Origin of the sequence: Streptomyces canus, assembly GCF_001514145.1 — a bacterium.
In the GTDB taxonomy this organism is placed as follows: domain Bacteria; phylum Actinomycetota; class Actinomycetes; order Streptomycetales; family Streptomycetaceae; genus Streptomyces; species Streptomyces canus.
This window is the reverse complement of the sequence record NZ_KQ948657.1, coordinates 604730-630993: the sequence shown is the minus strand read 5'-3', so window position 1 is coordinate 630993 and position 26264 is coordinate 604730. Positions and strand designations below refer to the sequence as shown.

17 protein-coding genes and 1 riboswitch are annotated in these 26264 nt (G+C 72.1%); of the genes, 10 read left to right on the top strand and 7 right to left on the bottom strand.

The window, feature by feature from the left end; translation table 11 throughout:
- Complete coding sequence (locus AQJ46_RS07705; protein WP_059205143.1) at positions 1-1062, bottom strand: C40 family peptidase; 1062 nt, start codon at positions 1060-1062, stop codon at positions 1-3.
- A gap of 458 nt (positions 1063-1520) precedes the next feature.
- Between AQJ46_RS07705 and AQJ46_RS07700 the strand changes: the two genes are divergently transcribed.
- The gene (locus AQJ46_RS07700; RefSeq protein ID WP_059204857.1) at positions 1521-1874 is read left to right on the top strand and encodes a hypothetical protein; all 354 of its coding nucleotides are present in this window, start codon (positions 1521-1523) and stop codon (positions 1872-1874) included.
- Here AQJ46_RS07700 and AQJ46_RS07695 read toward each other — a convergent pair.
- Together AQJ46_RS07695 and AQJ46_RS07690 are read right to left on the bottom strand one after the other, a co-directional pair.
- Entirely contained in the window at positions 1852-2835 is a 984-nt protein-coding gene (locus AQJ46_RS07695; RefSeq protein WP_059204856.1) for a tellurite resistance/C4-dicarboxylate transporter family protein, read from the bottom strand. The two genes, AQJ46_RS07700 and AQJ46_RS07695, sit on opposite strands and share 23 nt — an antisense overlap.
- 103 nt (positions 2836-2938) lie before the next feature.
- Positions 2939-4072: a C40 family peptidase gene (locus tag AQJ46_RS07690; protein WP_059204855.1), complete on the bottom strand. Its 1134-nt coding sequence runs from the start codon at positions 4070-4072 to the stop codon at positions 2939-2941.
- Positions 4073-4080: 8 nt separating this feature from the next.
- A riboswitch (cyclic di-AMP (ydaO/yuaA leader) is annotated at positions 4081-4249 on the bottom strand.
- A gap of 255 nt (positions 4250-4504) precedes the next feature.
- Here AQJ46_RS07690 and pcrA point away from each other — a divergent pair.
- The gene (pcrA, locus tag AQJ46_RS07685) at positions 4505-6985 is read left to right on the top strand and encodes a DNA helicase PcrA (RefSeq protein ID WP_059204854.1); all 2481 of its coding nucleotides are present in this window, start codon (positions 4505-4507) and stop codon (positions 6983-6985) included.
- A gap of 23 nt (positions 6986-7008) precedes the next feature.
- Here pcrA and AQJ46_RS07680 read toward each other — a convergent pair whose 3' ends face one another.
- Positions 7009-8562: a M23 family metallopeptidase gene (locus AQJ46_RS07680; protein WP_059204853.1), complete on the bottom strand. Its 1554-nt coding sequence runs from the start codon at positions 8560-8562 to the stop codon at positions 7009-7011.
- Between the two features lie 269 nt (positions 8563-8831).
- The gene (locus AQJ46_RS07675) at positions 8832-9701 is read right to left on the bottom strand and encodes a lipase family alpha/beta hydrolase (protein ID WP_059204852.1); all 870 of its coding nucleotides are present in this window, start codon (positions 9699-9701) and stop codon (positions 8832-8834) included.
- Between the two features lie 554 nt (positions 9702-10255).
- On the opposite strand from AQJ46_RS07675, the gene AQJ46_RS07670 reads away from it, so the two are divergent.
- Positions 10256-10672: a cobalamin B12-binding domain-containing protein gene (locus AQJ46_RS07670; protein WP_059204851.1), complete on the top strand. Its 417-nt coding sequence runs from the start codon at positions 10256-10258 to the stop codon at positions 10670-10672.
- Between the two features lie 618 nt (positions 10673-11290).
- On the opposite strand, the gene AQJ46_RS07665 is transcribed toward AQJ46_RS07670, so the two are convergent.
- The gene (locus tag AQJ46_RS07665) at positions 11291-12901 is read right to left on the bottom strand and encodes a DUF5691 domain-containing protein (protein WP_059204850.1); all 1611 of its coding nucleotides are present in this window, start codon (positions 12899-12901) and stop codon (positions 11291-11293) included.
- A 41-nt stretch (positions 12902-12942) separates the two neighbouring features.
- Positions 12943-14298 carry an SWIM zinc finger family protein gene (locus AQJ46_RS07660; protein ID WP_059204849.1) on the bottom strand — a complete coding sequence of 452 codons (1356 nt, stop codon included), beginning with the start codon at positions 14296-14298 and terminating at the stop codon, positions 12943-12945.
- A 145-nt stretch (positions 14299-14443) separates the two neighbouring features.
- Here AQJ46_RS07660 and AQJ46_RS07655 point away from each other — a divergent pair, with 145 nt between their 5' ends.
- The 7 genes from AQJ46_RS07655 to sucD all read left to right on the top strand — a co-directional run bounded on the left by AQJ46_RS07655 (position 14444) and on the right by sucD (position 26199).
- A complete protein-coding gene (locus tag AQJ46_RS07655; RefSeq protein ID WP_059204848.1) occupies positions 14444-15574 on the top strand; it encodes an ATP-binding protein in 1131 nt (376 codons plus the stop codon).
- A gap of 747 nt (positions 15575-16321) precedes the next feature.
- Positions 16322-18961 carry a DUF5682 family protein gene (locus tag AQJ46_RS07650; protein ID WP_063803776.1) on the top strand — a complete coding sequence of 880 codons (2640 nt, stop codon included), beginning with the start codon at positions 16322-16324 and terminating at the stop codon, positions 18959-18961.
- A gap of 304 nt (positions 18962-19265) precedes the next feature.
- Positions 19266-20522 (top strand): VWA domain-containing protein, encoded by a 1257-nt coding sequence (locus AQJ46_RS07645; RefSeq protein ID WP_225887268.1) that lies wholly within the window; start codon positions 19266-19268, stop codon positions 20520-20522.
- Positions 20523-20702: 180 nt separating this feature from the next.
- The gene (locus AQJ46_RS07640; RefSeq protein WP_063803775.1) at positions 20703-21671 is read left to right on the top strand and encodes a hypothetical protein; all 969 of its coding nucleotides are present in this window, start codon (positions 20703-20705) and stop codon (positions 21669-21671) included.
- Between the two features lie 176 nt (positions 21672-21847).
- The gene (locus AQJ46_RS57105) at positions 21848-23656 is read left to right on the top strand and encodes a hypothetical protein (protein ID WP_225887267.1); all 1809 of its coding nucleotides are present in this window, start codon (positions 21848-21850) and stop codon (positions 23654-23656) included.
- A gap of 458 nt (positions 23657-24114) precedes the next feature.
- Positions 24115-25293: an ADP-forming succinate--CoA ligase subunit beta gene (gene sucC / locus AQJ46_RS07630; protein ID WP_059204844.1), complete on the top strand. Its 1179-nt coding sequence runs from the start codon at positions 24115-24117 to the stop codon at positions 25291-25293.
- A gap of 21 nt (positions 25294-25314) precedes the next feature.
- Positions 25315-26199, top strand: coding sequence for a succinate--CoA ligase subunit alpha (gene sucD, locus AQJ46_RS07625; protein ID WP_046261564.1), 885 nt, complete (start codon positions 25315-25317; stop codon positions 26197-26199).
- Positions 26200-26264: the final 65 nt, after the last annotated feature.

Here is a 26264-nt window from a genome sequence, read left to right as displayed (position 1 = left end):
TCACACCACGCGCGTCGCCCCCGCGAACGGCATCTGGTCGATCGGGGCCTCCCGTACCGGCGCCGACGGGTTCGGGGCGTGGATCATCCGGCCGTCGCCGATGTAGAGACCGACGTGAGTGATGCCCGAGTAGAAGAACACCAGGTCGCCCGGGAGGAGTTCGGAGCGGGAGACGCGTTGGCCGACTCCGATCTGGGCGTAGGTCGTGCGGGGCAGGGAGATGCCCGCGGAGCGGTACGCGGCCTGGACGAGGCCCGAGCAGTCGAAGGCGTCCGGGCCGGTGGCGCCCCACACATAGGGGCTGCCCAGCTTGGAGTAGGCGTAGGAAACGGCCGCCGCGGCACGGGAGTTGGGGGCTCCCTCGGTGACCGCGCCGGGGGCTGTCAGTTCCTCGCGCGCGCCCGTCGCATCCCGGGAGGCGCGGCCCCCGCCTGCTGGCGACCCCGCCCGTTCCTCGGCCGGCAGCTGTGACATCAGCCGGCGGGCCGCGCCCAGTTTGCCGGTGATCGTCTTCTTGTGGCGCTTCAGCTCCGCCTGACGCGACTTCAGCGAGGCCAGCTCGATGTGCGCGGCCCCGCGCAACTGCTCGATCTCCCGAAGCTGCCGGCGTACGTTCGCCACCGAGGTGGCCTGGCGGGTACCGGCCCGTTCCACGAACTCGGCGCTGTCCAGGTACCGGTCGGGGTCGTCGGTGAACGCGAGCTGCATCGCGGGGTCGAGACCGGCGCCGCGGTACTGCGCCGCGGCGATCGTCCCCAGCGCGTCCCGCGCCTCGTTGAGCTGCTCCGTCCTGCGGGCCGCCTCGTCCCGCAGGGTGCCCAGCCGGGTCTCGGCCGCCTCCGCCTTCTCCTTCGCGCCGTTGTACTTCTCGGTGGCGGCCTCGGCCTCCTGGTACAGCTGATCGACCTTCGCCTTGACCTGCGTCGGTGTGAGCTGCGGCTCGGCGTGTCCGGTCCCGTCGAAGCCCGTCGCCGTCGCCGCCCCGGCGAGGGCGATCGTCGCTGCCGTACGGACCGTGTGGCCGCCGACCGAGCTCCTACGGGACTTGCGATGCGCTGCCACGTGGACTTGCACGTCCTTTCCTCGACCGCCCGGCCGTCCCGGGCTTCACGGACGTACGGACGCCAGGGGGAGCGGCCGTACGACCGCCCGGGGCGGTGTGCGCGTCCGGCGACGGCCTGCACAGGGGGAGCCGGCCGCCGCCGGACCTTCTCGGCGGTGGTGGCCGACTGCCGCCCCTGGCCCGGGCGGCGGTGGGGAGCCGGTCACCTGGTGGAGGACGCTAAACCTGACCGTGACGGGGAGGTAACGCGTTGTGCGGAACTGCCGCCAGGCGACCGCCGGTTGACCGAAGGTGACCGTGATCGCGGGCCGGCTCCGGCGACTTCGCGCGGTGCGCTGACCGAAGTCGCGATTCCGGGACCCGTGACGGGTCCCGAATGCTATGGGCCGCATATATGCAAGATCTCTCGAGGGGCCGGTGCGGGTGCCCCTGGCGGCCCGGCATAAGCTCCGGCCTCATGGACGTACTCATCCATCTCTTCGTCGGCCTGCACATCATCGGCATCGCCGCGCTGCTCGGCGGCTTCCTCACGCAGATGAAGGCGATGGGCCGGGGCACCGCCCGGTTCGTCCCCGCGATGCTGCACGGTGCCGCGACCATGCTGGTCACCGGGGTGATCCTGGTCGGCCTCAACCAGGCCGACGACCAGCACGTCAACAACATCAAGATCGGCGTGAAGCTCGCCCTGCTGATCGTGATCCTCGGCCTCGTCTATGTGAAGCGGGACGACGAGACCGTGGACAAGCGCCTGTTCGGCCTGGTCGGCGCGCTGACCACGGTCAACATCTTCATCGCGGTGCTGTGGACCTGACGGCGGCACGGGCGGCGTCCACCGCCCCCGCGGCGACGGCCGACCAGGCCGCCACCGAGATCCACACCAGCACCTCACCCGGAGTCTCGAGCCACCGGACGTCCAAGGTGGCGGAGACGGACAGGGTCGCCACCGCGGTCATGCCCATGGGGAACACGGTGGCCCAGCGGCGCACGTCGTAGCGCGGGCGCGGGCCTGCGAACTCGGCCACCAGCAGGACGGCGTACCAGGCCAGGTCGAGCACCAGCAGGACGACCGTCACCGCCCGCAGGACGCCGCGGTCGTCGTCGTTCCACAGGTACAGGCGCGCACTGTCGGCGCCGATCAGCTTCGAGCCGGCGAGTGCCGAGATGGCGAGCGCGCCGCCCGCGATCCACTGGTCGCCCGGTCCGTCCAGCACCTGGCGCAGGTCGAAGCGGAAGAGCGCGAGGCCGTAGAGGACCAGGCCGAGCCAGAACAGTACGAGCGCCGTGTGCGCGAGCCATGCCGCCGACTCGGCCGCGGCCAGCGTGGCGCCGAGGACCGCGAGGCCCTGGGTGGCCACACACCCGAGGAACACCCCGCCGGGCATCCGCCGCTTCCCGTGGCCCACGACGCGCACGACCAGCACCGGCCACAGCACCGCGGACAGCGCCAGCAGCGCCTCGGCGAGGGTCTGACGCCCGAGCGCGGAGAAACGGGTGCCGAGGACGGTGGTCGCCGCCACGGCCGTCAGAGCGCCCGCTGTCCCGGCGTCCGCGAACCACCGCGCGCGCTCCCGCAGCAGTCGTACGGCGACATCGGCGGCCAGCCCCAGCCAGGCCGCACCACCGATCGCCAGGGCGATCCGGGACAGCGTCTCGTGGCCGGCCAGATCCAGCCCGACAGACATGATGCCGGTCGCCATCACGGCGGCCCCGGCCGCGGGCGGGCGCTGCGTCCACCAGACGCGCAGGGGGGAGTGCGGGGAGGTACCGGACATGTGCCGATGCTAGGAAGCTCCGCCTGCCGAGCGGACGGGACGCGCACGCGTGCGTGCCGAAAGAGCGGAAATACGCCCGCGCGCTTGTCGTGACCGGCGTGCCTCAGGCCGGGCGCACCACGCTGTGGATCGCCGACTCGCCGTCGTAGTAGATCGACTCCTCGCGGACGTACGCGCCCGGCTTGGGGGCGTGGATCATCATGCCGTTGCCGATGTAGAGGCCGACGTGGCTGATGTCGTCGTAGAAGAAGACCAGGTCACCGGGCTGGGCGTCGGCGAGGGAGACCGTGGTGCCGGCGTTGACCTGGTCGTAGGTGACGCGGGGGAGGTCGACGCCGGCGGCCTTCCAGGCGGCCTGGGTGAGGCCTGAGCAGTCGTAGGAGTCGGGGCCGGTGGCACCCCAGACGTACGGCTTGCCGATCTGCGCGCGGGCGAAGGCGAGGGCCTTGGCGGCCTTGGTGGCGTACGAGGAGTCGGTCGGCGTCGACGTGCTCTCCTGCGGGGCGGTGGCCTCCTGTGCGGCCTTCTCCGCCGCCGCCTGCTGCTGCGCCAGCTCGGCGGCCTTGCGGGCCGCCTCCTCCTGCTTCTGCTTCTCGATCGCCGCGAGGCGCGCCTTCTCCTGGGTCGTCAGCTCCGACAGCAGCTCGCGCGCGTCGGTGAGCTTCTTCTGGACGGTCGCCTTGGCCGTCTTCAGGTCGCTCTGCGTCTCGGTGAGCGTCTGAAGGCTCTGGGAGGCCTCCTGACGCTTCTTCATCGTCGCGGACTGCTCGGAGACGTAGTCGTCGACCGCGCCCTTCTGGCGGTTCGTCAGACGCCCCATCAACTGCGTCTGGTCGAAGTAGTCCTGCGGAGTGTCGGCGAGCAGGAAGGTCGCCGTGCCGGAGGCCCCGGCGCCGGTGCGGTACTGGGCGGCGGCGAAGGAACCGAGCTCCTCCCGCGCCTCGTTGAGCTTCTCGGTGCGCTGGGCGACGTCGTCGAGGAGCGTGTCGACCTGCTTGCGCTGCGTGGCCGTCTTCTCCTTGGCCGCGTTGTAGTTGTCGGTCGCCGACTCGGCCTGGCGGTAGAGGTCGTCGACCTTCTTCTCCACCTCTTCGAGACTCGGCCTGTCATCGGCCGGCGCGGCGTTCGCCGACTGGGACAGCAGGGCCACGGAGGTGAGGGCGGCCGTCGCGAGGGCCGGGGTCCGTATGCCTGCTACGCGCGTACCGACGGGACGCGACTTGCGGTGCGACGCCAAGGGAGGCGACTCCTTCCGTGCTCCGCCTGCCGAGTTAGCTGTCGGGTTCGGGCGGGATGCTTCGGAAGGTTTGCCCTACGGCGCTCCCTGCGCGGGAGTCGGCCGATTCACCCCAGGTATCGGTGGGTCCCCGGCTCCGGGCGCGCGGCGGCGCTGCGGACTCGGCGGAGGCCGTGCGGCCCGGCGACGTTCGCCGGTGGGGGTCGTACGGCCTGCTGGGAACGGTAACCAACGGGTGTGGCCCCTGTGAAGGTTGATGTTCGATATGCCCGATACATTTTCGTGACCTTGGTCTCGGGCGTCGCTCCGCGTGGTCCACCCGGTGTGATCTGTGACGACTTACAGGTCTGGAAGATCATCGGGTTCTGATCCGGGTGGATGTTCCCGGGGCGGCGGCGGTGTGTCAGTGGGGCACCCTAGACTCGGAGAGCGATGAGCAGCCTCTTTGACGACAGCTTCCTGGCGGACCTCCAGGCCCCTAGGGCCCATGGGGAAGAACCGCCGCCGCCCGAGGACGAGCACGTACCGGAACCCGTTCCGGACGATCTGTTCGGTGGGAAGTTCGACCTGCCCCCGGACCGGGACGCGTACTACCGCGACGGCGCCCCCCGCCCGGTGGTGGACCCCGCCGCGCTCCTCGACGGGCTGAACGAGAACCAGCGCGCGGCCGTGGTGCACTCCGGCTCCCCGCTGCTCATCGTGGCAGGCGCCGGCTCCGGCAAGACCCGGGTGCTCACCCACCGCATCGCCCATCTCCTCGGCGAGCGCCACGTCCACCCGGGTCAGATCCTCGCGATCACCTTCACCAACAAGGCCGCGGGCGAGATGAAGGAGCGCGTCGAGCAGCTCGTCGGCCCGCGCGCGAACGCGATGTGGGTGATGACCTTCCACAGCGCGTGCGTGCGGATCCTGCGGAGGGAGTCGAAGAGGCTCGGGTTCACCTCCTCCTTCTCGATCTACGACGCCGCCGACTCCAAGCGGCTCATGGCCCTGGTCTGCCGCGACCTGGACCTCGACCCCAAGCGGTTCCCGCCGAAGTCCTTCAGCGCCAAGATCAGCAACCTGAAGAACGAGCTGATCGACGAGGAGGACTTCGCCGCCCAGGCCGGCGACGGCTTCGAGAAGACGCTCGCCCAGGCCTACGCCATGTACCAGTCGCGGCTGCGCGAGGCGAACGCCCTCGACTTCGACGACCTGATCATGACCACGGTCAACCTGCTCCGGGCGTTCCCCGATGTCGCCGAGCACTACCGCCGCCGCTTCCGGCACGTCCTCGTCGACGAGTACCAGGACACCAACCACGCGCAGTACGCGCTCGTGCGCGAGCTGGTCGGTACCGGCGAGCACCCCGTCGACGTACCGCCGGCCGAGGACGACCTGCCGCCCGCCGAGCTCTGCGTCGTGGGCGACGCCGACCAGTCGATCTACGCCTTCCGCGGCGCGACCATCCGCAACATCCTCCAGTTCGAGGAGGACTACCCGGACGCGACGACGATCCTCCTGGAGCAGAACTACCGCTCCACCCAGACGATCCTCACCGCCGCCAACGCCGTCATCGAGCGCAACGAGTCCCGCCGCCCCAAGAACCTGTGGACCAACGCGGGCGCGGGCGCGCGCATCACCGGCTATGTCGCCGACACCGAGCACGACGAGGCGCAGTTCGTCGCCGACGAGATAGACCGTCTCACCGACGCGGGCGACGCGAAGGCCGGCGACGTGGCCGTCTTCTACCGTACGAACGCCCAGTCCCGTGTCTTCGAAGAGGTCTTCATCCGCGTCGGCCTGCCCTACAAGGTCGTCGGCGGCGTCCGCTTCTACGAGCGCAAGGAGGTCCGGGACGTCCTGGCCTACCTGCGCGTCCTCGCCAACCCGGAGGACTCCGTACCGCTGCGCCGGATCCTCAACGTCCCCAAGCGCGGCATCGGCGACCGTGCCGAGGCGATGATCGACGCCCTGTCCCAGCGCGAGAAGATCAGCTTCCCGCAGGCCCTCAAGCGCGTCGACGAGGCGTACGGCATGGCCGCGCGCTCCACCAACGCCGTGAAGCGGTTCAACGTGCTGATGGAGGAGCTCCGGACCATCGTCGAGTCCGGTGCGGGCCCGGCGACCGTCCTGGAGGCGGTCCTCGAACGCACCGGCTATCTCGCCGAGTTGCAGGCCTCCACCGACCCCCAGGACGAGACCCGCATCGAGAACCTCCAGGAACTCGCCGCGGTGGCCCTGGAGTTCGAGCAGGAGTCGGGCGAGGGCGAGGCCTCCGGCTCCCTCTCCGACTTCCTGGAGCGGGTCGCCCTGGTCGCCGACTCCGACCAGATCCCCGACGAGGACGAGGACGGCTCCGGCGTCATCACCCTGATGACCCTGCACACCGCCAAGGGCCTGGAGTTCCCGGTCGTCTTCCTCACCGGCATGGAGGACGGCGTCTTCCCGCACATGCGCGCCCTCGGCCAGGCCAAGGAGCTGGAGGAGGAGCGGCGGCTGGCCTACGTCGGCATCACGCGTGCGCGTGAGCGGCTGTATCTGACCCGGTCCGCCCTGCGCAGCGCGTGGGGGCAGCCGTCGTACAACCCGCCCTCCCGCTTCCTGGAGGAGATCCCGGCGCAGCACGTGGACTGGAAGCGCACGGGTGCGGCCGCCGCTCCCGCGGGACCGGTCTCGGGGGTCGCCGCCTCGCTGTCGTCCTCCCGTTCCCGCTCCTCGGCGTCGGGCGCGTCCGGCTTCGCGACGCGCAGGACCTCGGAGAAGCCGGTGGTGGCGCTGGCCGTCGGCGACCGTGTCACCCACGACCAGTTCGGGCTCGGCACGGTGGTCGGGGTGAAGGGCACGGGGGCGAACGCCGAGGCGACGATCGACTTCGGGGAAGCGAAGCCGAAGCGGCTGCTGCTGCGGTACGCGCCGGTCGAGAAGCTGTAACCGAGGGGGCTGGGCCCGAGGTTCTACGTCGGGTCCAGCCCGTGGCTGCGCAGCCACGGCAGCGGGTCTATGGCCGAACCGCCCGCCGGGTGCACCTCGAAGTGCAGGTGGGGACCGGTCGAGTTGCCGGAGTTGCCGGAGTACGCGATCGGGTCACCGGCCTTGACCGTCGTACCGGACGCGACGCGGTAGCTGGAGAGGTGGCAGTACCACGTCTCGGTGCCGTCCTTCGCCGTCACGACCATCATGTTGCCGTACGCGCTGTTCCACTGCGTCCGGACGGTGCCGTCGGTCGCGGCCATCACCGTCGTGCCGTACGACACCGGGAAGTCGATGCCGGTGTGGACGGACATCCAGTTGATGCCGGCCTGGCCGAAGTAGGCGCTGAGTCCGCGCTGTGCGACCGGAAGCGCGAACTTCGGACGCAGCCGCTCCTTGCGGGCCGCCTCCTCCGCCGCCTTCCTCTTCTCGGCCACCTGCTGGGCCTTGAGGTCGATGCGTTCCTGCGTGCGGCTGGCCCGGTCGGCGAAGTCGTCGGCACCGGCCGAGAGGCTCTCGAGCTGGGTGTCCAGCTTGTTGTTCGCGACGGCCGGCTTGACGGCGGTCGGGTCCGCCAGGGTCGTCGAGGTCTCCTGGCCGTCGCCGGTCAGCGTGCCGACCGAGGCGGCGGCGATCCCGGCGACGCCCATGACACACGCCGAGGGGACGGCGATGGTCAGCAGCGCGGAGCGCTTGGCGGGGATACGGCGGCGGGAGCGGTTGGCGTTGCGCGCGGCCACGCGGGAGCCCTGGGCGGGGATCGGCGCCGGGCCGGCCTCTTCCTGGTCGTCGAGGAGCGGGGCGTCGGCGTCGTGGACGGCGGGCATCTCGCCGGTGGCCGTGGTGGCCGTCGACTCGCCGTCGTGCGGGGCGTGTTCGGCGTAGCCGTCGCTGTGCGGATCCGCCTCGCCGTACGCGTGATTCTCGCCGTACGCGTGGGCCTCGTCGTAGGTGTGGGTGTCGCCGTACGCGGCCTGCTCGAACGTGGCCGTCGCCTGCGGGTCGGCCGCCGTGCCCTCGGAGTTCCACTGCGTGGCGTCGTACGCCCCGGTGTCGAAGGCCTGCGTGCCCCATTCCCAGTGCTGGGTCTGGTCGGCCGGGGCCGCGGACTGGTCCGGCTGGGTCCAGGCGCTCGCGTCCCACTGTCCGCTGTGGTCGGTGCTGCCCGACTGCGGAGGGATTACGGAGAGCAGCTGGTGGTCCGCGCCGCCCCACTGCGTGGCGTCATACGCGCCGGTGTCGTAGGCGGCGTGGTGCTGGGCCGCGTACATGTCGTAGTTCAGGGTCTGGTGACCGCCCGTGGTCCACGTCGAGGCGTCGTACGAACCGGTGCCGTCGCCCGTCATGCTGCCGAAGAGCGGGTCGGCCTCGAAGCTGCCGGTGGCGTGCGCGTCGGCGGTGCCAGTGGTGCCTGTGGCGTCGAAACCAGTGGCGTCATAGCCGCCGTACGTGGTGAAGTCGCCGTACTGGGCTTCCTGGGTGCCGTACGACGCGTAGTGCGACGAGGCGGCGTCGGAAGCCGGGGTCGGGGTGGTCATGGTCCCCGACGGGTGACGGTCGTTCACCAACTTCTCTTTCGCCTCGACAACAGGGGCTGCCAGAGCAGTGCGGCGACTGTACCCGGCGGTATGCGGGCGCGACAATCTTCAACTGGTTTCGCTCGCGCAGGAAACGGGCATTCGACCGTGATTCGGGGGACTGCGGGCGTGACCTTGGCTTTGTGTTCGAAGGTTGTTCGATCCCGGTTGGCGGTCCGGCGGCCGTCGATGAGCTGTTGGCGGCCTGGGCCCGGTGGTCGATACGACCGTTACGCCACGGTCAGTCCCCCGGCCCGGCCGGCTGTCTCCTCTCCGGCCCGCGCGGTGTCGAGCACCTGCCGTATTCCGGTCGCGACGGCGGGGTGCACGGGCAGGGCGAGATGTCCGATCCCGCTCACCCGGACGTTCTGCGCCATCAGGTCCGCATGGTCGATACAGGCGGTCTCCAGCGGGTCCATCAGGTGGTCGAGGTCGCTCCAGAAACTGACGAAGTGCGTACGGCAGCCGGGGGCCGGACGCGTGAGCTCCTCGAGCAGCTCCGAGCCGGGGCGCATCTGGCGCACGATCGGGTGCGCGTTCGCCAGCGGTACCACCCGGGTGCCGGAATGCGGGGTGCCGAGCGTCACCAGGGTGCGGACCCGGGTGTCGCCGCCGAGGCGCTGCACGTAGTACCGCGCGATCAGGCCGCCGAGGCTGTGTCCGACGATGTCGACCCGCTCGCTGCCCGTGCGCTCGCAGATTCCCTCTATGTGCCGGCCGAGCAGCTCCGCCGCGGTACGGATGTCGCAGGTCAGCGGGGAGTAGTTGAGTGACTCGATCTGCTGCCTGCCGTGCTGGGCGAGGCTGCGGCGCAGGAGCACGAAGACCGAGCGGTTGTCGATGAAGCCGTGCAGCAGCACGACCGGGGGCTTCGCCTCCGTCGGCAGCTGTGCCGCGCCGTCCTCGGGCGAGGGGAGCGGGGGGAGGGGGGAGCGGCGCTCCTGGGTGATGCCGGAGGGGTAGAGGAGGAGATGGCCCGCGAGAATCGCGAGCTCGAGCGCGGTCGCCTTCAGAAGGGCCAGGGAGAGTCCCGCCAGCCTGCCGGGAAGCAGACGCTGGCAGAGCGGGAGAAACGGCAGCGCCGCCTTGGTGACCTTCATGGCCGACCTCCTGTCGGCACACGGGAGGACAGCTCCGTCCCCCGTGTGCGCTCATGGGAAGTCGCGGCGAAGGGTGTCGTCGACGCGGCGCGAGTGGGGCGCGGGGGGTGGGTGCGGCGGGCGGCGCGGGGTTCCTGGGTGGCTGCGGTCGCGGATGCTCGCGAAGCCGACGGAACGGATGGAACGGTTGGAACCGGTGGTGCTGGTGATGTCGACGATGTGAGTGGTGCTGGTGCTGCGCCGGTGACGTGACGAGCGGCCCTGTCGGTGTGGCGACGAGGCTCCCCGCTGTCGTGCCTTACCTGTCCTACGTGCCCTTCGTGCCGTCGCCGGCGCGCCGCACCACCGTGGCGCGCGGCCTGCGGCGCGGCGGTGCGGCGACCTCGTTGCGGCTCCCGAACGTGTCCCACGTGTGATTTTCCCCCTCGGCGTCCGCCGCGAAACTGCACGGTGCGTGATGGTGGCGATAACGTTCGTTCACATTCCCGGCCTGTGCGGTACTAGTCGGTAGGAATGGGCAGGGGAATCAACGCAGTCGCTTCATGGAGGCAGTGATGGGTGTGACAGCCGGCCCGATCCGCGTGGTGGTGGCCAAGCCGGGGCTCGACGGTCACGACCGCGGAGCCAAGGTGATCGCGAGGGCGCTGCGCGACGCGGGCATGGAGGTCATCTACACCGGCCTCCACCAGACCCCCGAGCAGATCGTCGACACCGCGATCCAGGAGGACGCCGACGCGATCGGCCTCTCCATCCTCTCCGGGGCCCACAACACGTTGTTCGCCGCGGTGATCGATTTGCTCAAGGAGCGGGAGGCCGAGGACATCCTGGTGTTCGGCGGCGGGATCATCCCGGAGGCGGACATCCCTCCGCTCAAGGCGAAGGGCGTCGCCGAGATCTTCACGCCGGGTGCGACGACTCGGTCGATCGTGGACTGGGTCCGGGAGAACGTCCGGCAGCCTGCGGGAGCGTAGCCGCTGCGCCCGGCCTCAGCGGGGCGAGCGGGTCGCGGTGCGTTGTCGGGTGCGGGTGCGTGGTGGCTGTTCGCGCAGTTCCTCGCGCCCCTGGGCAGTCCTGCCGCCTGCTTCGCGCCTGCCAGGCCGCCGTGGAGCAGGTCCGTCAGCTGCTGCTCCAGCTTTGTCGCACCCGCGGTGATTCGCACGGCTCGGCGCTCGGCCCTGCGCCGCGCCGTCTCCGGGTCGCTGGACCCGGCGGCGGAACCGGCCGCGTCCGTCGCCAGCCGCGCGCTCCGGGCCCGCCAGGCCGCCGTGCAGCAGGTCCGTCAGCTGCTGCTTCAGCTTTGTCGCACCCGCGGTGATCCGCACGGCTCGGCGCTCGGCCCTGCGCCGCGCCGTCTCCGGGTCACCGGACCCGGCGGCGGAACCGGCCGCGTCCGTCGCCAGCCGCGCGCTCCGGGCCTGCCAGGCCGCCGTGGAGCAGGTCCGTCAGCTGCTGCTCCAGCTTTGTCGCACCCGCGGTGATTCGCACGGCTCGGCGCTCGGCCCTGCGCCGCGCCGTCTCCGGGTCACCGGACCCGGGCCGCGTCCGTCGCCCGCCGGTGGGGGCGGGTGACAATCCGTCCCGCGCACGAGCTACGTCAGTCCCAGCTCCTCCGCCATCACCGCCCGCAGCCGCAAGGTCGTCACCAGCCGTTGGAACGCCTCCGCCCAGTAGCCCCCTGCGCCGGGACTCGCGTCCTCTCCCTCGTCCGGCACCGCCATGAGTCCCTCCAGCCGACCCGCCTCGGCCGGATCGAGACAACGCTCCGCCAGCCCCATCACCCCGCTGAAACTCCACGGATAACTCCCCGCGTCCCGTGCGATGTTGAGCGCGTCGACCACCGCCCGCCCGAGCGGCGCGGCCCACGGCACCCCACACACCCCGAGCAGCTGAAACGCCTCGGACAATCCGTGGGTCGCGATGAACGCCGCGACCCACTCGGCCCGTTCGGCGGAGCCCAACGTGCTCAGCAGCCTGGCCCGCTCCGCCAGTGACACCGCCCCCGGGCCCCCGGCCTCCGGCGCCGCGGGTGTCCCGAGCAGCGCCCGCGCCCACAAGGCGTCCCTCTGCCGTACGGCAGCCCGGCACCACGCCGCATGCAGTTCGTTCCGCCAGTCGTCCGCCACCGGCAGCGCCACGATCTCCTCGGGTGTCCGCCCACCGAGCCGCCCCGGCCACACACCCAGCGGCGCCGCCTCCACCAACTGCCCGAACCACCACGAACGTTCCCCCCGCCCCGAGGGTGCCTTCGCCACGACGCCGTCGCGCTCCATGCCCGAGTCGCACTCGTGCGGCGCCTCGACGGCGATCGTCGGCCTGTCCTGGGTGTGGTCGACGGCCACACACGCCCCGGCCCTGACCGCCATCCGCGCCGCCAGCGCCGAACCCGGCAGCGCCGACAGCAACTCCGCGGCCGTGGCCCGTACGTTGCGGCTCCGGTCGGCCAGCGCCTGCTCCAGGAACGGCTCGTCGTCCGCCCCCAGACCGGTCCGCAACGAGTCGAGGAACATCAACCGGTCCTCGGCCCGCTCGGTCGCCCAGGTCGTCGCGAGCAACTCGCGCGCGGCGGCGGGCTCCCGGGCACGTATCGCCGAGAGGAGGGCCACCCGCTCGGCGAACAGCCCCTCCTCCCAGAGCCGTCGGACGCCCGCGGTGTCCTGCGGCGACGGCAGGGCTGTTCCGCCGCCCGGTGTCGCTCGCAGGGCGAACCGCCAGTCCGGGTTCAGCCGGGCGAGCCAGGTGGCACGCGAACCCGCGAACGCCAGCGCCGCCGGCCGCAGATCCGTACGTCCCCGGGCCGCGTCCAGCAGGGCGGGCAGCAGTTGCGGGGGCGCCGCGTAACGGCGGGCGTTCGCCGTCGCGAGCCACTGCGGCAGCAGCTCCATCAAATCCGGTGCCGTACCCCTGCGGCCGCCGCCGCCCGTACCCGGGCGGTCGGCGAGCAGCATCGCGAGTCTGCGGGCCGCCGCAGCGGGCAGCGGAGGGCGCGTGTCCTCGGGCGCCGGCTGCGGGCGCTGTGCCGCGCGCGGGGGCCGCAGCCCGGCCCGCCGCCGTACGGTCTCCACGGCTGCCGCGTCCAGCAACGCCGCCGGTGCCTCGGGACCGGGCGCGACGCCGGGCGGCGTCCGGCGTGCCGTGCCGAGCAGCGCCGAGGTGACGAGCTCCTCCCAGGCGTCCGGCGCGGGAGCGGAGATCTTGTCCATGGGGTTCCTTTCCGTCCGGTCGGGTGCTCGGTCCGTTCCGTTCAGCACAGCAGCACCGCCTCGCCCGCCCCCTCCGGCCAGGCCGTCAGCGGGGTGAAGCCGCGGTGACCGCACTCGCCGAAGACCTTGACCGGGGCGCCGCCCGAGAGCGCGACCAGACGCCACAGGCCCGGTCGGGAACGGGCGGAGGCGGTGAGCGGCAGGGCCGAGTCGCCCTCGGCGTCCACCAGTTGCCAGGAGTCACCGTCCGGGGCCGGTATCACGCGGTCCAGAGTCACGGGAACGGAGTCCAGCCACGGGTCGTCCCGCAGTGCCTCGCCGTAGCGGGCGGCCGCCTGTTCGGTCGTCACTCCCGGCGGGCGGGTCGACGTGGGCGCGGGCGGTGCGAACTGCTCGCCGAGCGCCGCCCGCATCTGACCGGTACCGGGATAGGCGGACACCTCCGCCTCCAGCTCAAGGCCCACCGGCAGCGCCAGTTCGGGGGCGTGGCCGGCGGCGCCGTAAGAGAGGAGCAGCGCCGTGCGGCCCGAGTCCGTGCCGAGCAGCCAGATCCGGCGGGTCGTCAGACGGGCGTCCGCCGTGTCGTACTGGGCGAGGACCAGCCAGCGGTCCCGTATCGCGGGGCCGTCCGCCGAGGCGGGCAGGCCGATCCGGGAACGGACCGTCGAGGCGAGGCCGTCCGGCAGCCGTTCGCGGCGCAGCCAGCCCTGGTCGAGGAGGTGGATGAGGGCGCACTCCTCCAGCAGCCGCACCGGCCAGCCCGGACCGGACGAGGGAATCGCGCCCAACTCCCGCACCCGGGCGGCGAGTCCCGGTGCCTGCGCGTCGACCATGCGGGCCGCCGTCTCCTCCCACATGCCGTATCCCGCCTGCTCAGCGCCCGCCAGGCCACCGCGCAGCAGGTCCGTCAGCCGCTGCTCCAGCTCCGTCGCACCCGCGGTGATTCGCACGGCCCGGCGCTCCGCCCTGCGCCGCGCCGCCTCCGGATCACCCGACCCGGCGGCGGAACCGGCCGTGTCCGCCGTCCGCTTCTCCTGCGCGCGCTGCCTTCTCCCCGCTATCCACTGCTCCGCCCAGTCGGGCGTCGGCCCGGGCGGCACCGCTCCCTCCCCGCCCGCCCAGAGCAGCAGCAGCCCGAGCGCGTGCTTGCACGGGAACTTGCGGCTCGGGCAACTGCACTTGTACGCGGGCCCCGCGGCGTCCGCGATGTCGATGACCGTCTGATACGGCTTGCTGCCGCTGCCCTTGCACAGCCCCCACACCGTCCCCTCGTCGGAACTCCCCGCCTCGGACCATGGCCCGGCCGCGCCGAGTTTGCTTCCCGCTTTGCGTGACGCGGTGTCAGGCGCCAGTGCCAGCACCTGATCCGCCGTCCAGCGCACCCCCTGCTGAGTCATGACATCGAAGGTAGATCCCCCCACTGACAATCGGCCGTGAGCCGACCCTGCTGAGCGCGTTTCCGCAGGTCGGATCGCATTGTCAGTGGCGTGGTGCACGGTTGGTGACAGATCCGAACCGGCCGAGCTGGAGGGGGCCCCAGCCATGACTGTGTCTGTTGAACCGACGTCCGTGGAACCGAAGCAGGGGGAGCCGGACGAGGCGTTGCGGCCGCATGCCGAGGACGCCTTCGCCGGTGAACTCGCCGCGCTGGCCGCGCAGGACGACCGCCCACGCCCGGCCCGCTGGAAGCTGTCGCCGTGGGCGGTGGCGACGTACCTGCTCGGCGGCATCCTGCCGGACGGCACGGTGATCACTCCGAAGTACGTGGGGCCGCGCCGGCTCGTCGAGGTCGCCGTCACCACCCTCGCCACCGACCGCGCCCTGCTCCTGCTGGGCGTGCCCGGCACCGCGAAGACCTGGGTCTCCGAGCACCTGGCCGCGGCGGTCAGCGGCGACTCGACCCTGCTCGTGCAGGGCACGGCGGGCACCCCGGAGGAGGCGATCCGCTACGGCTGGAACTACGCCCAGTTGCTCGCCAACGGCCCGAGTCGCGATGCCCTCGTGCCCAGCCCCGTGATGCGGGCCATGGCGGAGGGGATGACGGCCCGGGTCGAGGAGCTGACCCGTATCCCGGCCGACGTGCAGGACTCGCTGATCACCATCCTGTCCGAGAAGACGCTGCCGATACCGGAACTGGGCCAGGAGGTGCAGGCGGTCCGCGGCTTCAACCTCATCGCCACCGCCAACGACCGCGACCGTGGGGTCAACGACCTCTCCAGCGCCCTGCGCCGCCGTTTCAACACGGTCGTGCTGCCGCTACCGGAGAGCGTCGAGGCCGAGGTCGACATCGTCTCGCGCCGCGTCGACCAGATCGGCCGCTCTCTCGACCTGCCGGCCGCGCCCGACGGCGTCGCGGAGATCCGCCGCGTCGTGACGGTCTTCCGCGAGCTGCGCGACGGGATGACGTCCGACGGCCGTACGAAGCTCAAGTCGCCCAGCGGCACGCTGTCGACGGCCGAGGCCATCTCCGTCGTCACCAACGGTCTCGCCCTCGCCGCCCACTTCGGCGACGGCGTCCTTCGGGCCGGAGACGTCGCCGCGGGCATCCTCGGCGCCGTCGTCCGCGATCCGGCGGCCGACCGGGTCATCTGGCAGGAGTACCTGGAGGCGGTCGTCCGCGAGCGGGACGGCTGGAAGGACTTCTACCGGGCTTGCCGGGAGGTGAGCGCGTGAACGAGGACCTGGGGCGGGGCCGCACGCGCGGGAATCCAGGCGGATGCCGTGGGGGCATGTGCGCGGGTGGCGACTTGTCGTTCGTGGGCGTACGGGGTGCCGGAGACGGTGGCGGGGCCTCGGTCCGGACTGCCATGGATGGTGGCGGGGCTTCGGTGCGGACTCCGGGAGGGTGCTGTGGGGGCGTGCCGGCGGGTGGTGACTTGTCGTTCGTGGGCGTACGCGGGTGTCGGGGACGGGGTCGGGGGCTTCGGTTCGGGACGGCTGGGGATGCTGGCGGGCTTCGGTGCGGACTCCGGGGGATGGTCGTGAGGGCTTCGATTCGGACTGCCGGAGTCGCGGAGGCAGGGGGGACGGGTGTGACAGGGCTTGACCGGGACGGCGGCGCGGGCGGGATCGGGACGGTCGTCGAGGACGACTCCAAGTGGCCTCGGAGGGGAGGGGGGCGGTGTGACGGGCGTGGGTGAGGTGGGGAGCGGGGGGACTGCCGGCCCCACGGGGTTCGGTAGCGGAGCGGCCGGCGGCCCCGGCAGTTCCGGGAGCGGGGAGGCGAATGGCTCCGGGAGGTTCCGGAGTGCGGGGACGGCTGGTGGCGGGAGGTTCCGGAGTGCCGGGACGGCTGGTGGCGGCGGGTCGGTAAGTGCGGGTGTGGCTCGGGGCGGTGTGTCGGGGAGCGAAGGGTGGAGGGGCTCTCGCGCGTCAGCCGGAGAGGGAAGGGACGGGGGCGGTGTGTCCGGGAGCGGGGGTGTGACCGGCGTCGGTGTACGCGGCCGGGAGGCCGGTGCCGGGCCGTTGCTGCTCGGGGTGCGGCATCACGGGCCGGGGTCGGCGCGGTCCGTGCGGGCGGCGTTGGACGCGGCCCGGCCCCGGGTCGTGCTGATCGAGGGGCCACCCGAGGCCGACGCGTTGATCCCGCTGGCCGCCGAGGAGGACATGCGGCCGCCGGTCGCTCTCCTCGCCCATGCCGTGGACGAGCCCGGCCGTTCGGCGTTCTGGCCGCTCGCCGAGTTCTCCCCGGAGTGGGTGGCGATCCGCTGGGCGCTGGACCACGAGGTCCCGGCCCGTTTCATCGACCTGCCGGCGACGCACACGTTGGCATGCGGGAGGGACGACGGGGACGAAGGCCCAGCGGGCCGACCGGACGACCCCGCCGGCGAGATCCCGGAGACGAGTCCGTCCGAGGCACCCTCGGACGCTCACGGCACCGGCCCGTCCGGCGAGGACGCTGTGGAGGACGAGCCCGCCGTTCGCGTCGCCGTCCGTGTCGACCCGCTCGGTGTGCTCGCCGAGGCCGCCGGATACGACGATCCCGAGCGGTGGTGGGAGGACGTCGTGGAGCACCGGGGGACGGGGCAGGGCGACGTGTTCGAGCCGTTCACCGTGCTGGAAGAGGCGATGGGGGTGCTGCGGGAGACGTACGGAACCGGCGGACATGACCGCGATCTCGTGCGCGAGGCGTACATGCGGCTCCAGGTGCGGGCGGCGCAGCGGGAGTTCGGGGAGGACGTGGCCGTGGTGTGCGGGGCCTGGCACGTGCCCGCGCTGCGGCGGAAGAGCACGGTCGCCGCCGACAAGGCGCAGTTGAAGGGGCTGCCCAAGGTCAAGGCGGACATGACGTGGGTGCCATGGACGTACCGCAGGCTCTCGCGGCACAGCGGCTACGGCGCGGGGATCGACTCACCCGGCTGGTACGGGCACCTGTTCGGCGCACCGGACCGGCCCGTCGAGCGGTGGCTGACCAAGGTGGCGGGGCTGCTGCGGGACGAGGACCGGCTCGTGTCCTCGGCACACGTCATCGAGGCCGTACGGCTGGCCGAGACGCTGGCGGCGATGCGCGGCCGTCCCCTGCCCGGCCTGAGCGAGACGACCGACGCGGTGCGGGCGGTGATGTGCGAGGGCTCGGACGTGCCGTTGGCGCTGGTGCACGACAGGCTGGTGGTGGGGGACGTCCTGGGGGAGGTGCCGCAGGCGGCCCCCGCGGTGCCGTTGCAGCGCGACCTCGACCGGATCCAGCGGCGCCTTCGGCTCAAACCGGAGGCGCTGGAGCGGGAGTTGGAGCTCGATCTGCGCAAGGAGAACGACGCCGGGCGCAGCAGGCTCCTGCACCGGTTGCGGCTGCTGGGCGTGGCGTGGGGTGAGCCGACGGCCTCGCGGGGGAGCACGGGCACGTTCCGGGAGACATGGCGGCTGCGGTGGGAGCCGGAGCTGTCGGTGCGGGTCGCCGAGGCGGGGGTGTGGGGCACGACCGTCCTCGCCGCCGCGACGGCCAAGGCGGAGGCGGACGCCGTCTCCGCCCCGGGGCTCGCCGACGTCACCGCTCTCGCCGAGCGGTGTCTGCTGGCCGAACTTCCGGACGCCCTGCCCACGGTGATGCAGATTCTCGCCGACCGTGCCGCGCTGGACGCGGACGTCGGTCATCTCGCCCAGGCGCTGCCGGCCCTCGTCCGTTCCCTGCGCTACGGCGATGTGCGCGGCACCGGCACCGGCGCGCTGACGGAGGTCGCCGCAGGTCTCGCCGAGCGGGTCTTCGTCGGCCTGCCCCCGGCCTGTGCCGCGCTGGACGCGGAGGCCGCGGAGGAGATGCGGCGCCATGTGGACGCGGTCCATGGGGCGGTGGGGCTGCTGAGCGAGGTGGCGGACCCGGAACAGGACCCGCCGGGGGCTTCAGGGCAGCGGGACGGCGTCCCGAGTGGCGGTTCAGCGACCGTCCCGGGGAAGGACGGCCAAGGCACCGCAACGGCCGTACCGGAACAGGACCCGGCTGCCACCGCCCTGTCCGGACCGGACGACGGGGGAGACGCCCTGGCTCCGGCTCGCCGCGGCCTCCGTGGCCGTTGGCAGGCCGTGCTCAAGGTGTTGTCCCTGCGGGACACCGTGCCCGGTGTCCTTCGGGGGAGGGCTGTGCGGCTGCTGCTGGACGACGGGGAGTTGGCGCAGGACGAGGCGGCGCGGCTGATGGGTCTCGTGCTGTCGCCGGGGACGGCGCCGGGGGACGCGGCCGCGTGGATCGAGGGTTTCGTCGGTGGTGGGTCCGGCGGCGGGATGCTTCTCGTGCACGACGAGCGGTTGCTCGGGCTGGTCGACGCCTGGCTGACCGGGGTTCCGGCGGAGGCGTTCACCGATGTGCTGCCGCTGCTGCGGCGCACGTTCTCGGCGTACGAGCCGGGAGTACGCCGGACGCTGGGCGAACTGGTCCGGCGGGGGCCGGGACGGCGGGGGAGTGCGGCCGGGGCGGGGGCCGGGATACCGGGTTTCGGGGCCGACCTCGACGGCGACCGGGCGGACGCCGTGCTGCCGGTGCTGCGGCTCCTCCTCGGCCTGGACGGCGACCGCGACGACGATGCGACGAACGCCGACGACAACGACCTTGCGGGGGTGGCGGGATGACGACCGAGGTATCGCGGATTCCGGGAGACGGGGGCGGCAGGACAGCCACCGCTGTCGGGGGCGGGCGCGGAGATGCGCCCGGGCACAGGGCCGGGTCCCGGGTGCAACACGGCCCGGTGACGAGTGTGGCCGTGGTCCCGCTCTGGGACCGGTTCCGGACGGGAGCACGGGGATGACGACCGAGCCGAACGACCTGACGACGCCGGAGACGACGGATCCGGACAGAAGCCCGCGGATGAATCCATCGCGGCATCCGACCAGGGGCCCGGCGTCGGCCCCGACCGCAAAGCCACCGACACATCCCGTGCGGGAGGCGGCCGACGACCAGGCGACGGATGCTGCGGAAGATGCGTCCCCGGCCCCGGTTTCGGCGCTGGTTCCGGTCAATGCTGCCCTCACCGCCTCCTCCACAGCCCCCGCAGACGAGCGGCTGCGGCGTTGGCGGCTGGTGCTGGGCGGGGACGCGGCCGACGGGACCGGGTGCACGCTCGGTGGGCAGGATGCCGCGATGGACGGGGCGTTGACCGCGCTCTACGGCAGGGGGGACGGGAAGGGGCAGGCGGGGAAGGACCGCTCGGCGGGGCTCGGGGCCTCGGCGCCGTCCGTGGCGCGGTGGCTCGGGGACATCCGGACGTACTTCCCCTCCTCCGTCGTCCAGGTCATGCAGCGGGACGCCATCGACCGGCTGGGGTTGTCCACCCTGCTCCTCGAGCCGGAGATGCTGGAGGCGGTGGAGGCCGACGTGCATCTGGTCGGCACTCTGCTGTCGCTCAACAAGGCGATGCCGGAGACGACGAAGGAGACGGCACGGGCCGTCGTGCGCAAGGTCGTCGAGGACCTGGAGAAGCGGCTCGCCACTCGCACCCGGGCCACGCTCACCGGTGCCCTCGACCGCAGCGCCCGGATCAGCCGGCCGCGCCACCACGACATCGACTGGAACCGCACGATCTCGGCCAACCTCAAGCACTACCTCCCCGAGTACCGGACGATCGTGCCGGAGCGGCTCATCGGATACGGCCGGGCCTCCCGGTCGGTGAAGAAGGAGGTCGTCCTCTGCATCGACCAGTCGGGGTCCATGGCGGCGTCCGTCGTCTACGCGTCCGTGTTCGGGGCGGTGCTGGCCTCCATGCGGTCGATCGACACACGGCTCGTCGTCTTCGACACCGCGGTCGTCGACCTCACCGACCAGCTCGACGACCCGGTGGACGTGCTGTTCGGAACCCAGCTCGGCGGCGGCACGGACATCAACCGGGCCCTGGCGTACTGCCAGTCGCAGATCACCCGGCCCGCGGAGACCGTGATGGTGCTGATCAGCGACCTCTACGAGGGCGGCATACGCCACGAGATGCTCAAGCGGGTCGCGGCGATGAAGGCGTCCGGGGTGCAGTTCGTGACGTTGCTCGCGCTGTCGGACGAAGGGGCGCCCGCCTACGACCGGGAGCACGCGGCCGCGCTTGCCGCGCTCGGCGCACCGGCCTTCGCCTGCACCCCCGACCTGTTCCCGGAGGTGATGGCGGCGGCCATCGAGAAGCGGCCGATACCGATGCCCGACCCGGTGTGAACCCGGGCCGCCCGTTGGTGATTTGTCGACCGGGTGACCTGCGGCTTCGCCCACCAAAACGGACATGACTACGCATCGGTAACAGGGGACTTGCGCGACCTCGGGCACCCCGTGCAAGGATCGGCTCCTCCGCAGTCTTCACCCTTCCCCGCCGTTTCGCACGGAAGGACCCGTCCCCTCTTGACCTGGTCAGCAGCCTTTCCCGGTGCCGCGGTGCGCGTGCTGCGCGCGGCGGTCGGGCGGCGTGCGCTGCAAGTGGGGCTGCTGGTGGGTGGGTTGTTCGTGCTCGGTTTCCTCTGCGGGGAGCAGGCACATGCGGCCGACGGGATCGGGGCGTTGCCGGGGAAGGCGGTCGGTCAGCTGGTGAAACCGCCCGCCGAGCCGATGACCAAGGACACCGTCACACCCACGTCCACGGACACGGCAAAGGGCAGCTCTCCCCAGCCGGTTGCCCCCAAGCCCGGCGGCTCGCTCACCGATGCCCTCACCCACCAGGCCGAGGACGACAAGGTTCTCCGTCCGGTGACCGAGGATGTCGTCGGGGTGGTGACCGACGGTGTCGTGCGACCCGTCGGTGATCTGGTCGAGACGGTGACCACGGGGTTGACCGAGACGGTCGGGACGCCGGCGGGGTCCACCCCGCCGGGGTGGCCGGCGCTGCCGTCGTTCCCGGAGTCCCCGTCGTGGCCGACCCTGCCCACAGTGCCGGGTCTCCCGACGGTGCCGGGCCTGCCCGGGATCCCGGGCAGCACTCTGCCCGCGCCGGTCACCTCGGCGCCGCAGCCTCAGCCCGGTGATCACGCGGCGGCGAAGCCGACCGACGACAAGGCCTTTGCGGGCGGCGACGCCGTCTACGGGCCGCGGTTCGCCGGTCACGGCACCGTGACCGAGGCCGCCGCGCACCCCTCCGCCCACCGCACCACCACCTCCACCGCCCACGCGCCCGCGCACCAGGCGCCGTCCGACCACCAGGGCGGAGCCCTGGGCGGCAAGTCGGCAGTGGACAACGGCTCGTCGCGACACGGCGACGCGCATGCCGTCACCCTCGAGAACCGGGCGCCGCTGCGGCTCGTGCCCGGTGCCGCCGCGAGCGTTGACGCGGCCGGGACCCGGGACAGGCACCGGGACATCCCCGTCTTCCCCGGCTAGGGCAGGCCCTCCCCCGCCGCTGACCTGCCGCGCGGGGGCGGAACAGGTCTGCCCCAGCCGTTCGGACACCCCCCAGATCTCCTCAGATCTCCGGACGGATCCCCCTGGAGCCTCGTGGCTCCGGATGTCCCCATGCCTCCCCAGGCACCCCCAAGATCCAGGGATCTGACGCACTCATGAACAAGAACATCCGCCGTTCCATCGTCATAGCCGCCGGTGTCACCGGCGCGTGGGCACTCGGTTCCGCCGTGGCCAGCGCGGACGAGCTCCCGGCCGCCTCCCTCTCCGCGACGGACCCGGCGACGGACACCGCGTCCAACACCGTGTCCGACACGAACACCACCGTCGCCGACACCCTCGACGGCACGGTCGACGGCGTCGTCTCCGACGTCACCACCACCGTCGCCGACATCACCGGCACCGCGCAGAAGGCGACCGCCGACACCACCGAGCAGGCTCGTCGTCACGCAGACACCAAGGTCACGGTCCCGCAGGTGTCCCAGGTCGCCGAGGCCAAGGCGTCCAAGGTGAAGGGCGCCGCGGCCATCCAGGGCGCGAAGGCGGCCCGGGCCGCGCAGGCCGAGGCGAAGGCCAACGCCGCGCAGGCCGCCGCCGTCAAGGCGTCCGACGTCGCCGCGCCCACCGCGCCGAACACACCCACCGCTCCCCAGCACGACGTCGACTACCTCTTCGGCCCCCTCTCGGCCTTCGCCCCCGAGGTGGAGCAGGCCCTGGCCGGCGCCCAGACGAAGCTGCAGGGCGTCCAGTCGGCGGCCCGTTCTCAGGCGCAGGGCATCGACGGCGTCGTACGGACGAACAAGCAGCGCACCGTCGCGGGCGCGACCGGCACTGCGCACACCACGCTCGCCGGAGCACAGGGCCGGATCGCCGGCGTCTCCGCCACGGCCGGGGCCGAGACCGCCGCCGTGACGGCCACCGCCGAGGCCACGGTCTCCTCCGTCCCGAGCCACATCACGGGCACGGTGAACGGCGTCCGTCGGCAGGCTCTCGGCACCGTCGCGGGCCTCCCCGGGACCGTCACCCCCGTCGTCGACCGGACGGCCGCCGCGGTCGTGCCGCCCGTCGTGACCGCCGCCGTGGACGGTGTCGTGCCGGTCGCCGCGCAGGCGGTGGACGGCGTCGTGCCGATTGCCGAAGGCGTGGTACCCGCCGTCGGGCGGACCGTGGGCGGGGTGCCTCCGATCGCCACCGGCGCGGTGGGCGGGGTCGCGCAGACCGCCGGGCACGCCGTGGGTGCCGCGACCGCGCTGGCGTACGGAGTCGTCGGGGACGTGTCCCCGTTCGCGGGCGGCGCGGTCGCCGGAGTCGCGGGGATCCAGCACGGCGTGGCCGTGTACGCCACCGGCACGGTCGCCGGCGTGCTCCCGGTCGTCGACGGAGTCGTCGCCGACGTGCCGCCCTACGCCACCGGCCTCGTCGGGCAGGTCGCCCACGACACCACCGACGCCGTCCTGCCGCCGGTCGCGAACACCGCCGTGCACGGCGTGGTGCCGGTCGCCGGGCAGGCCGTCGCGGACGCGACCGCGCTGGCGTACGGCGTCCTGGAGGACGTCCCCCCGTTCGCGACCGGAGTCGTCGGTGACGTCGCGCCGCTCGCGTACGGCGTCGCCGGGCACACCACCGACCTGGCGTACGGCGTCACGGGTGAGGTCCCGGCCTTCGCGCACGGTGTCGCCGGGGCCGTCCAGCCCGTCGTCGACACCGTGACCCGGACGGTCGAGCCGGTCGCCGACAGTGCCACGACGCTGGCGTACGGCATCACGGGCGACGTCACGCCCTTCGCGTACGGCGTCGTCGGCGAGGCCGCTCCCGTCGTCGGGCAGGTCGGCCCCTTCGCCGGGGACCTGACCGGGACCGTCCAGGACACCGCCGGACCGCTCGCGGGGCACGCCGTCACGGGTGTCCAGGGTGTGGCCGAGTCCCTCACGCCGGGTTACGCGCAGGACATCCCATACCGCGCCTGACCGTCACCCGCCGAATGGCTCCGTGAGGTGACGGGCCCCGGACGGCCGAAAGCCGTCGGTCTGTCCTGCCGGAACCTCACGGGCGGGGCGAAGCGGTCCCCATTGGGGTGGGGATCGACCGCCCGGGCCCCTTGCAGAAGGGGCCGCACACGGGGCCTCACCGGGTCGACCCCAACCCGGTGAGGCCCTTCCCCGTGCCTGGTGGAAGCGCCCCGGCGCCCTCACACACGGCACGCCGTGCCAGTGAGCGCGGCATCATGTGACAGGTATCACCGCTCAGGTGTGACCCTCGATTTAGGGGCCTCCCGCAAGCAGCGATAACCTGCGAGACGGACATGCCGCGCGCTCGGACACCGTGTGCGCCTCCCTTGTGACAGACACGGTCGGACGTCACGTTGCCCTCGCGGCACGCCCACGCAGACAACGAACCGCGAGATCACTGATAGGGACGGAAGCGCGTGGACCTGTTCGAGTACCAGGCGAGGGACCTCTTCGCCAAGCACGATGTACCGGTGCTGGCCGGTGAAGTCATCGACACGCCTGAGGCGGCCCGCGCAGCCACCGAGCGCCTCGGTGGCAAGTCCGTCGTCAAGGCCCAGGTGAAGGTCGGCGGCCGTGGCAAGGCCGGCGGCGTCAAGCTCGCCGCCTCCGCCGACGAGGCGGTAGAGCACGCGACCAACATCCTCGGCATGGACATCAAGGGCCACACGGTCCACAAGGTGATGATCGCCGAGACGGCTCCGGAGATCGTGGAGGAGTACTACGTCTCCTTCCTCCTCGACCGTGCCAACCGCACCTTCCTCTCCATCGCGTCCGTCGAGGGCGGCATGGAGATCGAGGAGGTGGCGGAGACCCGCCCCGAGGCCGTCGCCAAGACGCCGATCGACGCCAACGTGGGCGTGACCCCCGAGGTCGCCCGCCAGATCGTCCAGGCCGCGAACTTCCCGGCCGAGGTCGCCGACAAGGTCGAGAACGTCCTGGTCACCCTGTGGAAGACCTTCATCGAGGAGGACGCCCTCCTCGTCGAGGTCAACCCTCTGGCCAAGGTCGCCTCCGGTGACGTCATCGCCCTGGACGGCAAGGTCTCCCTCGACGAGAACGCCGAGTTCCGTCAGCCGGGACACGAGGCCCTCCAGGACAAGGACGCGGCCAACCCGCTCGAGGCCGCCGCCAAGGAGAAGAACCTCAACTACGTCAAGCTCGACGGCGAGGTCGGCATCATCGGCAACGGCGCGGGTCTCGTCATGAGCACCCTGGACGTCGTCGCGTACGCCGGTGAGGCGCACGGTGGCGTCAAGCCCGCCAACTTCCTCGACATCGGCGGCGGCGCGTCCGCGGCCGTGATGGCGAACGGCCTGGAGATCATCCTGGGCGACCCCGACGTCAAGTCGGTCTTCGTCAACGTCTTCGGCGGCATCACCGCGTGCGACGAGGTCGCCAACGGCATCGTGCAGGCGCTGCAGCTGCTCGCGGACAAGGGTGAGGAAGTCACCAAGCCCCTCGTCGTCCGCCTCGACGGCAACAACGCCGAGCTGGGTCGCAAGATCCTCTCCGACGCCAACCACCCGCTGGTCCAGCGCGTGGACACCATGGACGGCGCGGCCGACAAGGCCGCCGAGCTCGCGGCTGCGAAGTAAGGAAGAGGGACAGATACAGCCATGGCTATCTTCCTCAACAAGGACAGCAAGGTCATCGTCCAGGGCATGACCGGTGCCACGGGCATGAAGCACACCAAGCTCATGCTGGCCGACGGCACCAACATCGTCGGTGGCGTGAACCCCCGTAAGGCGGGCACGTCCGTCGACATCGACGGCAACGAGATCCCGGTCTTCGGCACGGTCGCCGAGGCGATCGAGAAGACGGGCGCCAACGTGTCCGTCCTCTTCGTGCCGCCGGCCTTCGCCAAGGCCGCCGTCGTCGAGGCGATCGACGCGGAGATCCCCCTCGCGGTCGTCATCACCGAGGGCATCGCGGTCCACGACTCGGCCGCGTTCTACGCGTACGCCGTGTCCCAGGGCAACAAGACCCGGATCATCGGCCCGAACTGCCCCGGTCTCATCACGCCGGGCCAGTCGAACGCCGGCATCATCCCGGGCGACATCACCAAGCCGGGCCGCATCGGCCTGGTCTCGAAGTCCGGCACGCTGACGTACCAGATGATGTACGAGCTGCGGGACATCGGCTTCTCCTCCGCCGTCGGCATCGGTGGCGACCCGATCATCGGTACGACGCACATCGACGCGCTCGCCGCGTTCGAGGCCGACCCCGACACCGACCTGATCGTCATGATCGGTGAGATCGGTGGCGACGCCGAGGAGCGTGCGGCCGCGTTCATCGCGGAGAACGTGAAGAAGCCGGTCGTCGGCTACGTCGCGGGCTTCACCGCGCCCGAGGGCAAGACCATGGGCCACGCCGGCGCCATCGTCTCCGGCTCCTCCGGCACGGCCGCCGCGAAGAAGGAGGCCCTCGAGGCCGCCGGCGTCAAGGTCGGCAAGACGCCGACCGAGACGGCGAAGCTGGCGCGGGAGATCCTGGCCGGCTGAACAGGTATTCAGCTGCACGTCTGATGGGCTCGCTCCGTGGGTTGGAGCGGGCCCATCGGCGCGTC

What these genes read in the sequence shown, in the direction of transcription:
- AQJ46_RS07670 (WP_059204851.1), top strand. Translation starts at nt 10,256, where the DNA reads ATGGGTGTGACAGCCGGCCCGATCCGCGTGGTGGTGGCCAAGCCGGGG.
- AQJ46_RS07695 (WP_059204856.1), bottom strand. Translation starts at nt 2,835, where the DNA reads ATGTCCGGTACCTCCCCGCACTCCCCCCTGCGCGTCTGGTGGACGCAG.
- pcrA (WP_059204854.1), top strand. Translation starts at nt 4,505, where the DNA reads ATGAGCAGCCTCTTTGACGACAGCTTCCTGGCGGACCTCCAGGCCCCT.
- AQJ46_RS07655 (WP_059204848.1), top strand. Translation starts at nt 14,444, where the DNA reads ATGACTGTGTCTGTTGAACCGACGTCCGTGGAACCGAAGCAGGGGGAG.
- AQJ46_RS07680 (WP_059204853.1), bottom strand. Translation starts at nt 8,562, where the DNA reads ATGACCACCCCGACCCCGGCTTCCGACGCCGCCTCGTCGCACTACGCG.
- AQJ46_RS07700 (WP_059204857.1), top strand. Translation starts at nt 1,521, where the DNA reads ATGGACGTACTCATCCATCTCTTCGTCGGCCTGCACATCATCGGCATC.
- AQJ46_RS07665 (WP_059204850.1), bottom strand. Translation starts at nt 12,901, where the DNA reads ATGGACAAGATCTCCGCTCCCGCGCCGGACGCCTGGGAGGAGCTCGTC.
- AQJ46_RS57105 (WP_225887267.1), top strand. Translation starts at nt 21,848, where the DNA reads ATGAACAAGAACATCCGCCGTTCCATCGTCATAGCCGCCGGTGTCACC.
- AQJ46_RS07675 (WP_059204852.1), bottom strand. Translation starts at nt 9,701, where the DNA reads ATGAAGGTCACCAAGGCGGCGCTGCCGTTTCTCCCGCTCTGCCAGCGT.
- sucD (WP_046261564.1), top strand. Translation starts at nt 25,315, where the DNA reads ATGGCTATCTTCCTCAACAAGGACAGCAAGGTCATCGTCCAGGGCATG.
- AQJ46_RS07660 (WP_059204849.1), bottom strand. Translation starts at nt 14,298, where the DNA reads ATGACTCAGCAGGGGGTGCGCTGGACGGCGGATCAGGTGCTGGCACTG.